Annotated in this window: 16 protein-coding genes; 10 read left to right on the top strand and 6 right to left on the bottom strand. The window is 34.9% G+C overall.

Annotated features, from left to right (window positions below; all coding sequences use genetic code 11):
- From TE34_RS19590 to TE34_RS19555, 9 genes are all read left to right on the top strand, one after another.
- Nucleotides 1–1,170 carry a Ger(x)C family spore germination protein gene (locus tag TE34_RS19590; RefSeq protein ID WP_236687192.1) on the top strand — a complete coding sequence of 390 codons (1,170 nt, stop codon included), beginning with the start codon at nucleotides 1–3 and terminating at the stop codon, nucleotides 1,168–1,170.
- Entirely contained in the window at nucleotides 1,167–1,385 is a 219-nt protein-coding gene (locus TE34_RS19585; RefSeq protein ID WP_047986495.1) for a hypothetical protein, read from the top strand. Before TE34_RS19590 ends, TE34_RS19585 begins: the two co-directional genes overlap by 4 nt.
- A gap of 87 nt (nucleotides 1,386–1,472) precedes the next feature.
- Complete coding sequence (locus TE34_RS19580) at nucleotides 1,473–1,652, top strand: hypothetical protein (protein WP_047986494.1); 180 nt, start codon at nucleotides 1,473–1,475, stop codon at nucleotides 1,650–1,652.
- Nucleotides 1,649–2,284: a DsbA family oxidoreductase gene (locus TE34_RS19575; protein WP_047986493.1), complete on the top strand. Its 636-nt coding sequence runs from the start codon at nucleotides 1,649–1,651 to the stop codon at nucleotides 2,282–2,284. The genes TE34_RS19580 and TE34_RS19575 overlap by 4 nt, the downstream gene beginning before the upstream one ends.
- A 92-nt stretch (nucleotides 2,285–2,376) precedes the next feature.
- The gene (locus TE34_RS20480) at nucleotides 2,377–2,859 is read left to right on the top strand and encodes a GNAT family N-acetyltransferase (protein WP_047986539.1); all 483 of its coding nucleotides are present in this window, start codon (nucleotides 2,377–2,379) and stop codon (nucleotides 2,857–2,859) included.
- 61 nt (nucleotides 2,860–2,920) lie between these two features.
- Nucleotides 2,921–3,052, top strand: coding sequence for a YuzL family protein (locus TE34_RS20865; RefSeq protein ID WP_084710784.1), 132 nt, complete (start codon nucleotides 2,921–2,923; stop codon nucleotides 3,050–3,052).
- A gap of 265 nt (nucleotides 3,053–3,317) precedes the next feature.
- A complete protein-coding gene (locus TE34_RS19565; RefSeq protein ID WP_047986492.1) occupies nucleotides 3,318–3,839 on the top strand; it encodes a DinB family protein in 522 nt (173 codons plus the stop codon).
- A 16-nt stretch (nucleotides 3,840–3,855) separates the two neighbouring features.
- Nucleotides 3,856–4,068, top strand: a complete 213-nt coding sequence (locus TE34_RS19560) for a hypothetical protein (RefSeq protein ID WP_047986491.1) — start codon at nucleotides 3,856–3,858, stop codon at nucleotides 4,066–4,068.
- Between the two features lie 166 nt (nucleotides 4,069–4,234).
- The gene (locus TE34_RS19555; RefSeq protein ID WP_047986490.1) at nucleotides 4,235–5,422 is read left to right on the top strand and encodes a DUF4317 domain-containing protein; all 1,188 of its coding nucleotides are present in this window, start codon (nucleotides 4,235–4,237) and stop codon (nucleotides 5,420–5,422) included.
- Nucleotides 5,423–5,491: 69 nt separating this feature from the next.
- On the opposite strand, the gene TE34_RS19550 is transcribed toward TE34_RS19555, so the two are convergent.
- The 6 genes from TE34_RS19550 to TE34_RS19525 form a co-directional block, all read right to left on the bottom strand.
- Nucleotides 5,492–6,553 (bottom strand): NlpC/P60 family protein, encoded by a 1,062-nt coding sequence (locus TE34_RS19550; RefSeq protein ID WP_053075146.1) that lies wholly within the window; start codon nucleotides 6,551–6,553, stop codon nucleotides 5,492–5,494.
- Nucleotides 6,554–6,951: 398 nt separating this feature from the next.
- The gene (locus TE34_RS19545; protein ID WP_047986489.1) at nucleotides 6,952–7,323 is read right to left on the bottom strand and encodes a hypothetical protein; all 372 of its coding nucleotides are present in this window, start codon (nucleotides 7,321–7,323) and stop codon (nucleotides 6,952–6,954) included.
- Between the two features lie 23 nt (nucleotides 7,324–7,346).
- Nucleotides 7,347–7,862 (bottom strand): acyl-CoA thioesterase, encoded by a 516-nt coding sequence (locus TE34_RS19540; RefSeq protein ID WP_047986488.1) that lies wholly within the window; start codon nucleotides 7,860–7,862, stop codon nucleotides 7,347–7,349.
- Between the two features lie 195 nt (nucleotides 7,863–8,057).
- Nucleotides 8,058–8,951 carry a LysR family transcriptional regulator gene (locus TE34_RS19535; RefSeq protein WP_047986487.1) on the bottom strand — a complete coding sequence of 298 codons (894 nt, stop codon included), beginning with the start codon at nucleotides 8,949–8,951 and terminating at the stop codon, nucleotides 8,058–8,060.
- A gap of 156 nt (nucleotides 8,952–9,107) precedes the next feature.
- Nucleotides 9,108–10,349: a hemolysin family protein gene (locus TE34_RS19530; RefSeq protein ID WP_047986486.1), complete on the bottom strand. Its 1,242-nt coding sequence runs from the start codon at nucleotides 10,347–10,349 to the stop codon at nucleotides 9,108–9,110.
- 190 nt (nucleotides 10,350–10,539) lie between these two features.
- On the bottom strand, nucleotides 10,540–11,115 hold the full coding sequence (locus TE34_RS19525; RefSeq protein ID WP_047986485.1) for a TetR/AcrR family transcriptional regulator: 576 nt from the start codon (nucleotides 11,113–11,115) through the stop codon (nucleotides 10,540–10,542).
- A 209-nt stretch (nucleotides 11,116–11,324) separates the two neighbouring features.
- Between TE34_RS19525 and TE34_RS19520 the strand changes: the two genes are divergently transcribed.
- Nucleotides 11,325–13,325 (top strand): efflux RND transporter permease subunit, encoded by a 2,001-nt coding sequence (locus TE34_RS19520; protein ID WP_084710787.1) that lies wholly within the window; start codon nucleotides 11,325–11,327, stop codon nucleotides 13,323–13,325.

Genomic DNA, 13,325 nt, shown 5'->3' with positions numbered 1-13,325 from the left:
ATGATCCTAGTAATGCTACTGTTGTCAATCGTTCTATTGTCAGGTTGTTGGGACCGGTATGAATTACAAGACCTTGCAATTATTACAGCTGCGGCAATAGATGTTGTAGAAGATGAACAAATTAGAATTAGTGTTCAAATATTCATCCCGCGAGCTATTACTAGTGGAGAAACGGGGGAAGATCCTAGTACTGGTTCAACGTTTGTCCGTGAAGGGGTTGGTAAAAGTCTTGCTCAAGCTGTGGCCGACTTACAAACCAATATTCCAAGAAAACTGTTCTGGGGTCAATGTAGAATCTTTATATTTGGAAAAGAGCTAGCAGAAATGGGAATACAGAAAGAGATAGATTTCTTAGTTCGTCATCCATCTCCTCGAGGTATTTCAAACTTATATGTTAGTCAGGAGGAAGCGAAACGAATGCTGGAGCTCATACCTCCATTAGAGCGATATTCAGGCGAGGCACTACGAAAGCTATCGCAGCAAGAGATTGGTATTGATACCACCTTGAAGGATGTTGATGTAAAACTTGCAGGTGATAGTCAAAGCATTGCACTCCCCATAATTAAGGTGCTAGTTTCACCTGAGGAGTCAAGACAAGGAAATCAATCAATCCCAGTCATTGATGGGACTGCTGTTTTTCAAAGAGATAAAATGGTTGGGGCTTTAAATATGGAGGAAACTAGTTGGTTGCTGTGGTTAATTAGAACATTAAAAAACGGAACGATTTCTGTAATGCCAAAAGGAAATGAGGAAGAAGTAGTCATGATGCCGATATCTGGAAATGTAAAATTCAATCCTCACATCTCGAAGAATACTTGGAACATGACTTTCTCCTTAGAAGTTGAGGCAAATGTAATACAGAATGAAACATTACTTAACTTACATAATGAAAATACTGTTAAACAATTTGAGAAAGAGATAGAAAAAGTATTGAAAGAAAATTTAACGCAAACGATGGAGAAACTACAACAAGAGTTTCATACAGATATTCTAGATTTCGGAAAACGATTTCATCGAAAGTATCCGGATGAATGGAAAAAGGTAAAAAATAACTGGGTCGAAAAATATCCGGAAGTTAATGTCACCATACATGTAAACGCAAAGATTAATAAAACAGGGGATATCGGTCCTCCAGCAGCAATACCAAGAGATTGGGTGGAAGAACAATGAATTGGGGTATCGTACTAACAATTCAAGTTATTGTCTGGCTTATTGTGATTGTGGAATGGAAACAATTAAAAAAACTCTCGAGAAAAGGAAAGGTTCTATTTTCTAGCCTACTCCTAATATCGGTTATATTTTCCTTCTTAAATCTTGAGACATTAGCTGGACCAAGGACAGTACTGGACCAAATCTTTGGACCGCTAGGAGATATATTAGAGTAGTTATTTGTATTTCCCCAAAATCCAATCATTAGAAAACATAGAAGCTTTCCTATATAATCAGGGGGAATCAATAAGGAGGTTAACATGATGTTGAAAGACAAGAAAACTAATTCTGATACATCACCGAATAAAAGCGATTCTAAATTTAAATTAATGGATTTAAAGGAACTAAAAAGCCTTGATAAAAATGATTCCACAGCATTTGTTTGCGATGTCAATACTGGTATTTGCGGTCCAGTTAAACAAGAGAAAGAAGGTAAACTATGAAAATTACAATTTGGTCTGACTTTGTATGTCCTTTTTGCTTCATCGGACAATCTCATTTAGATAAGGCACTAAAGAGTTTTGAACATGCTGATGAAGTGGAAATTGAATATAAAAGCTTTCTTCTTATGCCAGATGCACAAAACTTCCCTGGTCAGGATTATGCGCAAAACTTTGCCAACTTGAAGGGGATGCCAATCCAACAGGCGCAGGCAATGTTGAAGAACGTTACTGATATGGCAGAAGCATCAGGCGTTGACATTAATTATGATATAGCTAAGCTTGCAAGTACCACCGATGCTCATCGTGTATTCCAATACGCGAAAGAACAAGGATTGGGAAATGAGTTTTTCAAACGTTTCTATGCTGCTCACTTCTCAGAAGGGGAAGTTATTAGCGATGTGGATACCATTGTTCGTTTGGCAGAAGAAGTAGGTCTTGATGGTGCTAAAGTACGCAACATCCTTGGTAGTGAAGAGAATGCTGACAAGGTAAATCAGGAGATATCTGAGGCACGTACGGTTGGTGTACAAGGTGTACCTTTCTTTGTTATAAATAACAAGTATGCAGTATCTGGTGCTCAACCAGTAGAACAGTTTGAATATGTATTGAATCAAGTTTGGGAAGAGGAATAAGCTGCGTTTTATAAGATTTCAATAGGGGGCTCACTTAAATCAGGTGGGTGCCCGTTTTATATATAACTTACTAATTGAATCTAGGTGGTACAGTGTTTACAACTAAAAGATGTACAATAAGAAGTTTTGAGGAAAAAGATATAGATCATATCATGACGTATCGAAATAATGAGGAATGGATGAAGTACCAGAGCTTTAAGAACCTAACAAAAGAGGAATATAGAGAAGCATTATTAGTACCAATAGATTTGTATAATGGGATTCAACTTGCAATAGCTGATTATACTAATGATAACCTTTTAGGAGATTTATTTATTAAAAAACAAGAAGATGAAATTTATATAGGTTATACGATTAATCCTACTTATGCTCGAAAAGGATATATTACCGAAGTGTTAGAGTCCTTATTACCAAAACTAAATGAATGTTTTTCTAGTTGCAGAGTAATTGCCATGACTGAATCAGAGAACACACCTTCAAAAAATTTATTATTAAAATTAGGTTTTGTATATGAACAGTTCATCGAAGAATGGCAAACAGAAATGTATGTCTATCCGAAGTTTCAACAATCATAAACCCAAAAGCTAAACATAACAATAATAGATTTTAGGGATACTATTATTGGAGGTGAATCGTGTGTCAAAGAGAAAAGCTAATCCTTTAACAAACGGTCTGAGCTCACCTGAAGTTGAGGGACAAGGAACGACATCAAGAGAAACAGGAAGAAAAAAGGTTGATTCTTCTAGAAAAAAGAAAAAGCGTACTTAGAATTTTGAAACGCTTTTTAAGTATTTCGGTTTCTTTGGTTAAATAAAATTTTAGTTAAGAAAAAAAGCAACTAATGCAAAACTAACAGTTTTGTTTAGTTGCTTTTTTGATATTCCCATTTTAATACTTGTTGTAATGTTATTTTGGTATTATAAATAAAATATTATCAATCTTCGTTAAATACAATGAAGGATTATATTACTACTTTACAGAATAACTAAAAATACTAATTATGTAGATAGCATGATTGGGAGGGAATATCAGGATGAATTTTAATTTAAACGAGTCTATTGAAGTTTTAGAACGAACACCACTAACGCTGGAATATCTATTGCTTGGATTATCTCCATCCTGGCTGCAGAATAATGAAGGAGAGGGGACTTGGAATCCATTAGAAGTGGTTGAGCATTTAATTGTAGGAGAAAAAGAGGATTGGATACCTCGGTTAGAAGCCATTCTCCAACCTGATAAAGTTAAGCTTTTTACACCATTTGATCGATTTGCCCATTTGCATAAACAGAGCAGAACAATAGAGGAAAGCCTTAAAGAATTTAAAGAAATTAGAACAGAAAATATAGTAATACTAAAAAACAGTATAAGAGCAGAAGAGGATTTACAATTAACTGGAATCCATCCAGATTTTGGAGAAGTTACACTAAAACAATTACTATCAACATGGGTCGTACATGATTTGACTCATATCTCACAAATCGTTCGAGTAATGGCTAACAGATATAAGGTGGATGTAGGTCCTTGGAAAGCTTATTTGAGTATCTTAAATAGTTAAAAAGGTGGCGTAAGAAATGCAAATACCGGTTGGTACATCTCCAAGACAAGTTATTGAAATGCTCCGAGAAGATCCTTGGAACAATCAGCATAATTATGAAGAATTCGTAAAAGTCCTAAAAACTCGCCTTAAACGATACACCGGGAAGGAAGAAGTCATGTTTTATAACGAAGAAAAGATAGTACAGCTCTTAGTACAATTAAAGGAAATATCTTTTATTGAAGAGTAAACTAGTGCAAAAGCTCTGCAGCGCTCAGCTTTTGTTTAAGACAGGCTCCTTATTTCCTCTCTTTTTTATTGGTAAAGCACAGGCGGATACAATGTCATCTATGATAAAATGAAAGAATGCATGAAAAAAGAAAATGTGCTGATAACCTACGTAGGAGTGTACTAAATTGAACAAAAAAGACATTGCTAATATTCGTAAACAATTCAAAGTAAACAATGATCTACTTAAGATTCAAGAGATTTATTATGTGTATGTTATGAAAGAGTCAAGTGATATTTACCATCATCAAAGTTTCCCATTCGATTTACTAGAAGATGAGCAAAAAGAGTTATTTATGGATAACTTTAAGAAAGTATTAGGTGGTCAACTGGATGAGAAATTATTTGAATTGAAATTCCAACGTGATGTGGAAGATAGTAGCCAACTAATCTTACACCAAGGTCTACTAACAGATGATAAAGAAGAATGGAAAGCCCAAATGTTACGCCTTGTTGAAAAAATGCTACAGGATAAGCAGTATGAAATGGATATTGTCGTAACATTCATTCGTGGTGAGTACATGAAACCAATGAAGAGAAGCGATGAATCAGAGGAAAGTGACCGAGATACAGTATATTCCAATCCTTTCATCCTATGTAGCATGAGCAAAACACTCGATCCGAAGAAAGAATTACTTTTTGACTATGTAGAAAAAGAGTTTAAATATAATATTGTGGTGGACCCAATTATTAATTTAAAGGCTCCTATCTCTGGTTTTCTTTTCCCTTGTTTCACCGAAAATGCTGCAGATGTGAATCATGTCCTGTATTCAGCAGGGAAGAAGTATGAACTAGATTATCATTTCATCGATCAGGTATTAAATGCAGAAGAGACAATGACTGCAGCCGATGATAAAGTTGTATTTGAAGAGATTGTCAAAAAGGTAACCGGTGAACAAATTAATACATCGACTCTATCAAACGTTTATGATGAAATTCATCGAGTAATTGAAGAGAATGAAGAGGAAGAAGTGCCTCGGCTAGATTACAAAGACGTGGAAAAAGTGCTTCGGAGCAGTGGTGTAAAAGATGTGGATACGGAAAAAGTAGAAGAGGCATTCAAAACGGTAATCGACGATGAAAAATATGAATTTAAAGCAAACAATGTCGTGCCTAAATTCACTTCAAAATCAATCAAGATTAAAACAAAAGTAGCGGATATCTCGGTCAGCCCACAAGAACTTAGACATGTGAAACAGGTATTCTTTGGTGGTAAGCTTTACATGATGATTGAGGTAGAAGAAAACCCATTAATAGAAGGATTTGAAATGATTCCTGAAGTATTATTCAATAAAGTGGAAGAACCTAAGGATTAATACTATAAAATTAAAACAAGCATGGGTGAATTCACCCATGCTTGTTTTATGCAATTTACGGGGATGTTTTTATTTGATAACTCGCTTACTAAATAAATAATTCTTAGACCAATAAGGATTTTGTAAAACATTTTCTGTAATTGTAACTCCCTTAGACGATGAAGCATGAATCATACTACCATTCCCCATATAGATACCAACATGTCCTACTCTTCCATCAGAATACAGATCAGGTGTAGTAAAGAACATTAAATCTCCTTTTTGAAGTTTAGATACGGTTGTTCCAATAGATGCTTGGTCTCTCGATACCCTTGGTAATTCAATGCCGTTATTTAAGAACACCAACATGGTGTAAGAAGAACAATCAAATTTGTTCGGTGCTTCTGCTAATGTTGCACCAAATTTATACGTTGCACCAATATACTTTTTCGCTTCAGATATCAGTTTGTCTGCTATATTCGTCTGGCTTGGTTGCTTAATTATCTTAGGCTCTTGATGTTCCTTTTCTGGTTCACGTTCCTGTGCTTGGCCTTTTGGTGGTAATTTTAATTTTTGTCCAATATAGATGGTGTTTGATGTCAAATCATTAACTGCTCTTAATAATTCTATGTTTGTATGATATGCTTTTGCAATTCTCCATAATGTGTCACCTTTTTGTACTAGGTGAAAATTTGCTGGTGTGGTTATTCGTATAGAACCATCTGATTTTTGAAAGGTAATATCCGCATTAAAGAGAACACTAGCACTTGATAATGGTAGATAACCCGTTTTATCTAGGTCTGTCCATAATGGTGGCTTGATATTGATATATCCATCTCCACGTTTTGCTCTTGTACCACCCATTGTAACTCTAATCATAGTAGAACCGTCTGTTAGTTGATACGTTTTGGTGTCCTCTTCAAATATAATGTGGTTATATCCCAATATCTTTGATATGTAGATAATCGGAACATAATAATCCCCATTATTTTGGATTGGATTGATACCATTTACAAGTTTTCCATTCACATATACTCCAGCAGTAGGTATTTGTTTAAATTGCGCATCTACTACAGAAGGATTGGAGACTAAAGTGGAAAAGACCAGTGATAGCGATAGAACTAAATATAAACCGTTTATTTTTAACCGCATAAGACATCTCCTTTTTATAAGATTGGTTATACATATTAATAATTTGTTATTAACGAATATTTATACTCCAAAAGAATACAATGCCTAATTACTAATGTAAGCATTAGAAATAATAATATATTAGAAATATTATGTTGGACTGAAGTGGAATTAATTAGGTTAGCATACGTCAATAGGCAATTAGATTAAAAAGGGAGTAAATTAGTTTAATTAAAGTAAATTAGTTGTAAGGAGAGATGTAGGGTGCTGATTTTTCAATAGGAGAAAAGAAATATCTAACTCCATCTGACGACTTGATAATGATTGAGAGGAATTAAGGTTACGATCGTACTTCTTTTGAATAAATATTGTTAGCAATATAAAAAGCGTAGCAACATTTGCCACGCTCGAATTATCAATTAGCGGATTACGATTGGACCAACTAACATTTTTGGATTCTCACCCAATACCAATCTGCTAATATTTTTATAACTTACAAGCTTGTACTTGCTTAACAATTCTTGTAAGTCATAGAAATGACAGTCTGCTTTTAACTTCTCAATTTCTGTTTGATAGACGGATAATACATAATCATCCTGGGATGTTGGCATCGATTTATCTGATTCTTCATCCATAATTAATGTACCCATGTATTGATATCCATACTGCATTTGACGAGTTAGTTTAATAACTTTTAAAAACTTATTAAAAATCGTTGGATTGGAGTCATTTAAGTTTTTGATTGCAGTTTGTACATCTAATAATTCATTATAACTGGTTGTTACTAGCATTAATTATTCTCCCCTTCTGTAGTTTAATCCCATGGTTTATCTAGTGTTAGTTTTGAAGCAAGCTCTTTATTCTGCTCCCGTTTTACTCTACGCATGTTTTCTCGTTCTTTTCCAGACTCAAAAAGGAGCATTTCTTCATTCGTTTCTGGTATGACACCAGGTACCTCTAATGGTCTTTTGTTTTCATCTAATGGTACAAAAGTAAAGAATGCAGTAGCTGCAAGTCTGCGTTTTCCTGTATCTAGGTCTTCAGCAATAACTTTACAAAATATCTCCATCGATTTTTTTCCTGTATAACTTACGAAAGATTCGATACAGACCGAGTCGGTTACTCGAATTGGTTCAATGAAATTAACGGAGTCTGTTGATGCTGTAACACATTCTTTTACACGTGAATGTCTTCGTGCAGAAAGCACTGCACAAGCATCCATCTTTTTCATTAAGACACCGCCAAATAGAGTATGATAATTGTTTAAGTCATTTATTAATACTTGGTCTGTATGAATGACACGTGTTTCTTTAACTTTCTTTGCTTCCATTTATATCACCTTATAAACAATGCACCTGAAACAGAATCTCATTTGCATTGGAATTTTTTATCATAAAGCCCATTATAATATGGCAAAAACAGAAACTAAAATGCCAATTCTAGATAACGTCCATTACAAATATGTATGGAAGCGCTATTTCAATTCCAAAATAAAAAGCTTCCTCGTATTTGAGAAAGCTTTCATTTAATCTAATGGATTTTGATCATTTAATTTCAGTTTTGCAAATCGAATAAATTCTTTCGCGACCAGTGATATGTTTTCATCCCTTTTCCAGATCATAGCTAAATTCCACTCAATCTCCGGATTGGTTATAGTTAGTGTGTGAATATCACCTGTTAATTCCAAACAAGTACTCTCTGGCAGCAAAGCGATTCCTAGATTTGAAGCAACCATTTCTTCTATAAAATCCAATTGTGATGTTTCCGAAATAATGATTGGTTGAAATCCCACTTCTTTACATGCGTTAATGACGATATTTCGAAGCTCAAACTCTCGGCTAAACATAATAAATGGCTCTTCTTTAAGCTCATTCAGTAAAACTTCTTGCCTGCCAGCGAGATGATGCGATGATGGAACTACTAATTTTAACTTCTCTTTTACAAACTTGAAGTAGTCGATATCCTCATTATTTTCTCTCAGTACTACAACCCCAAAATCCAGTAAATCATGGCTTACCTTATCTTCAATTGCTTTTGATCCATCTTCATCTAATTGAAATGTCACATCTGGATATTCTTGGTGAAAGGAAGCAATAAGCTGCGAGAAAAAGGTAGAATTAACGATTGTAGGGAGCCCGATACGGACATGTTTCTTAAGCATAACTACCTTATCTAATTCCTCACCAAGTTCTTGTAGTTGCTGTTCAATCTTTAAGGCATGTTTTTTTAGGACATGTCCGGCTTCTGTCAGTAACAGCTTCTTTCTCGTACGAATAAAAAGCGTCGTTCCAAGTTCATTCTCTAAGAATTTAATAATCCTGCTAAGAGCGGGCTGTGTAATATAAAGATTTTCAGCAGCACTAGTAAAATTTTCTGTGCGCGTAACTTCCATAAAATATTGTAAATGTTTAATTTCCACTGTTACCAGACACCTTATCTACTTATTTTCTAGTTGCAAATTTAATTATACTTTAACCTATATATAAATTCCCTAAATATCAATTTGAAGATATAAGTCTGCTCATTTTGGTTGAGATGATATTAATGCAGTTCCTTTCCATTAGCCATCTTACTCCTATGAAAGAACCTCGATTTTAACTTTTCGAACTCGGTAATTGTCTACTTCAAGGATAGTAATCTGTAAATTTTTATATTGAAAATCAAAACTTTCTTCAGGAACTCTATTAAATCGCTCATAGATCCAGCCACCGATATTTTTGGCATTCGTTTCTGGATTTGGAACTTGAAACATTTGTGCAAACTCATTTAGCTGGTAGCGTGAATCGATGACATATAAGGATTCCCCTAAATAATTCACCATATTGGCACTTGCGTCATGTTCGTCCCAGATTTCCCCTACTAATATTTCTAGAATATCTTCTAGTGTAATGATCCCTAGTGTCCTACCGGAATCATCCACAACTACTGCCATTTGTGTCTTTTTCTTTTGGAATTTTGGTAGTATGGAAGAGATACTCATATGCTTTTCTACAAATAGAGGATGTCGTAATAGTTTCATCGCATTAGTCTCTTTGTTCTCGATTAGGTTAGATAAAAATTCGCGCTCTTTTAAATACCCAATAATCGTATCGATATTTTCTTTATAAACTAGAACTCTTGCAAATCGCTCATGTAGAAAAACGTTTTTAATTTCTTCATTCGATTGATTGACTTCTACAGCGATAATATTAGGGACCGGTATTAACACTTCTCCAACTGTCATCCTCTTTAATTCAAGTGATCGATGGATTAAATCTCGTTCCTCCTTATTAATAACGTTCTCATCTTTGCTGATGTCTACAAGGAGTTTTATTTCTTCCTCTGTGATAGATGGAAGATCCTCCTTTGTCCCGAAAGTGTTCGTATACAGTTCACTTAACTTTCTACTTAGAAAATTAATAGGCTGTAATACTTTCATATTTAAATATAGTATCCCAGCATACTTTAGGGATAGTTTATCGGCATTTTCTTTTGCGGCAGTTTTCGGTAAGATTTCAGCAAATACTAGAATAATTATTGTCATGACAACTGTACTAAGAGCCAGTCCAATCCCAGTTCCAAACAGTTGTGTAGCTAGGGTTGCTGCAACACTGGTAGCTGCAACATTCGTTATATTATTTCCTACTAGAATGGTCGTTATCGTATCTTCGAAGTTCTCTGCAATATATAAGGCTTTTTTACTTCCTTTTTTATTTTTATTCACATAATATCGTAATCTAATTTTATTTACACTTGAATATACCGTTTCAGCTCCTGAATAGAAGGCAGATAAATATAGTACAACAACAAGGAAAATAATAGTTCCAATAATGATCAATTTTGTCCCATCCCTCCAATTAGGCTACTTATTCTATGGCAGCTTTTGTTCATTCTTATATCAATATATGAAAAAAGAACAAAATTGATAGGGTGTTCTACTATTAATCAAAACTATTATTTTTCTAGTAAACGGAAAGATAATAAACCTAGCTCTGAGAAAAAGGATTTCTTTTAAAGAAGAAGTTTAACTATCCTTTTCTAACATGATAAAGTCCTTTATTAACCAAATCATTTATTAAAATAGCCATTTCTTTAGGAGGTTGGGTCATTCCATTTGCCATCCACATTTTAATGACTTGCACACTACCACTAACAATAAAGGTACTTAAGTAATTAGAGATATCGTTATCAAAGTCATAAACATCCATCCAATTTTTCATGATGATGTTTTGCGCAACGACCATTACCTTTCGTTCAAAAGAGGAATCACCGGTTTCATTCAAGAGCGTTTGACATTCATCTTGCTTAGTTGAAAAGTACTCCAGTAACTTTTGTGCCATATGAACAGCTTCATCTTCTTTCTGAAGGTTTGCGGTGCTCAAATAGCTTTTCATATCCTCTATCAACTCGTCCTCAATTTGCTTGAGTAGGGCATATTGGTCGGTATAATGTGCATAGAACGTTGAGCGGTTGACATCGGCAATTTCACATATCTCTTTAACAGTAATAGAAGAAAGAGCTTTTTCTTTTAGTAGTTGCATAAAACTTTTTTTAAGGACCATTCGCGTATATCTTTTTCGTCTATCTAATTTTTCGGAAGTCATGAAATTTCCTCCTGAATTTTGAAGTTATCCAACACTCATTTATGAACTGTTGGGAAACATACTTATTTTATAAAACTGACTGTTGAGTAAACAACACTGTGTTTTATATAATGATATAGTGGATTTTTTGTATACGCAAGAAAGGGTGAATCGTGATAGATATTGCAGCACGGATTATAAAACAGAAAAAGCCCATTGTAATTACGTTTATGCTTATTACATTAATTAGTATAGTGGCTCAGTTTGCAGTTTCAGTGAATTACAATATGGTCGACTACTTACCAGAAGATGCCCAGTCGACGAAAGCGATGGAACTGATGGAACAGGAATTTGATGGTGCTGTTCCTAACACTCGGGTCATGCTCAACGATGTTACAATACAAGAAGCACTTGCCATAAAAGAAGAACTTTCGCAGATAGATGGTGTGTCTGACGTTACTTGGTTAGATGACGCTTTTGATATAAAAACGCCAATTGAGATGGCTGATGAGGAAACAGTTGAAACTTACTATAAAAATAATAATGCACTATTTACCTTCAGTGTAGCCTCTGGTAAAGAAGTAGCAGCAACCGACGCTATTTATGATCTCATTGGTGAAGAAGGTGCCATGTCAGGAGAAGCATTAAATACAGCAACCCAACAAAAAATGGCAGTCACAGAGACGATGTACGCAGCAGCATTATTAGTGCCAATCATCGTGCTAATTTTAATATTATCAACAAATTCTTGGATTGAACCAGTATTCTTTTTGACAGCAATTGGTGTGTCAGTACTAATCAATCTAGGGACGAATATTTTTATTGGGGAAGTTTCCTTTGTCACGCAATCAGTAGCTCCAATATTACAGCTTGCGGTTTCACTGGATTATGCGATATTCCTGTTGCATAGTTTCTCGGATTACAGACAAAAAGTATCCGATCCAACAGAAGCAATGAGAATGGCCATGAAGCGTTCATTTCCAGCCATTATTGCGAGTGCATCCACTACATTTTTTGGATTTATCGCACTGACATTTATGGAATTTGAGATTGGTTCTGACTTAGGACTGAATCTAGTAAAAGGAATCGTATTAAGTTTTATTAGTGTTATGGTATTCTTGCCAGCACTAACTCTAATGTTTTACAAATGGATTGATAAAACACAGCATAAGCCAATTCTTCCAAGTATCAAAAACCTTGGAAAGCGTGTTGTGAAGGTAAAAATTCCTAGCCTATTAATTGTTCTAATTCTAATTGTTCCAGCGTTTTTAGCGCAAGGTCAAACGAATTTTATTTATGGAATAGGGGAACAACCTGAAAATACTCGTGCTGGTAGCGATATCGTAAAGATAGAAGAAGTATTTGGTAAAAGCACGCAGATGGTATTACTTGTACCAAAAGGTGATATCGCGAAGGAAGAAGAACTTGTCCGTGAATTAGAGGATATGAAGCCAGTGAAAAGTGTTCTATCCTATGTGAATACTGTCGGTTCAGCAATTCCACCAGAGTACGTCGATGAGTCTATAACCGAACAGTTTTATTCGGAGCATTACAGCCGAATTATCCTTCAGACTAGAACAGATGCAGAAGGTGACGCGGCATTTGGCTTCATAGAAGAAGTGCAAGAGATTGCCCAAGGGTATTATGGAGAAGAGGCGTATTCACTCGGTGAAGCAGTAACATTGTATGATATGAAAAATGTTGTTCAGAAGGATAATACGTTCGTTAATTTACTTACTGTCTTAACAATAGCTTTTGTACTACTTGTTACGTTTAAATCGATTTCCTACCCAATTGTTCTATTGCTAACCATTCAGTCTGCGGTTTGGATTAATTTAGCTGTTCCTTACTTTACGAATTCATCACTAGTATTTGTAGGGTATTTAATTGTAAGTACGGTCCAGCTTGCGGCAACAGTGGATTATGGAATTCTACTTACGGAAGCATACAAAGAGAATCGTAAGGAAATGACCGCATTGAAAGCAATTAAGAAAACGATTGATGAGAAAATATTCTCAATTGCAATTTCAGCTTCTATTCTTTCAAGTGTTGGTTTTATCTTATGGATTACGTCGACTAATCCAATTGTGTCTTCCATTGGGTTACTACTAGGACGCGGAGCATTATTGGCATTTATTATGGTAGTATTTTTCCTACCAGCAATGCTGTTAGTGTTTGATAAGGTGATCGACAAAACAACTTGGAAAGCAAATTATTATAAGGAGAAATGA

The organism is Ornithinibacillus californiensis (assembly GCF_001038485.1).
Taxonomy (GTDB): Bacteria; Bacillota; Bacilli; order Bacillales; family Amphibacillaceae; genus Ornithinibacillus; species Ornithinibacillus californiensis.
Note: the sequence above shows the minus strand (reverse complement) of the source record. Positions and strands in the feature narration are given on the sequence as shown.

Coding starts and splice junctions, on each gene's coding strand:
- TE34_RS19590 (WP_236687192.1), top strand. CDS start 1: ATGATCCTAGTAATGCTACTGTTGTCAATCGTTCTATTGTCAGGTTGT.
- TE34_RS19585 (WP_047986495.1), top strand. CDS start 1,167: ATGAATTGGGGTATCGTACTAACAATTCAAGTTATTGTCTGGCTTATT.
- TE34_RS19580 (WP_047986494.1), top strand. CDS start 1,473: ATGTTGAAAGACAAGAAAACTAATTCTGATACATCACCGAATAAAAGC.
- TE34_RS19575 (WP_047986493.1), top strand. CDS start 1,649: ATGAAAATTACAATTTGGTCTGACTTTGTATGTCCTTTTTGCTTCATC.
- TE34_RS19565 (WP_047986492.1), top strand. CDS start 3,318: ATGAATTTTAATTTAAACGAGTCTATTGAAGTTTTAGAACGAACACCA.
- TE34_RS19560 (WP_047986491.1), top strand. CDS start 3,856: ATGCAAATACCGGTTGGTACATCTCCAAGACAAGTTATTGAAATGCTC.
- TE34_RS19550 (WP_053075146.1), bottom strand. CDS start 6,553: ATGCGGTTAAAAATAAACGGTTTATATTTAGTTCTATCGCTATCACTG.
- TE34_RS19545 (WP_047986489.1), bottom strand. CDS start 7,323: ATGCTAGTAACAACCAGTTATAATGAATTATTAGATGTACAAACTGCA.
- TE34_RS19540 (WP_047986488.1), bottom strand. CDS start 7,862: ATGGAAGCAAAGAAAGTTAAAGAAACACGTGTCATTCATACAGACCAA.
- TE34_RS19525 (WP_047986485.1), bottom strand. CDS start 11,115: ATGACTTCCGAAAAATTAGATAGACGAAAAAGATATACGCGAATGGTC.
- TE34_RS19520 (WP_084710787.1), top strand. CDS start 11,325: ATGCTTATTACATTAATTAGTATAGTGGCTCAGTTTGCAGTTTCAGTG.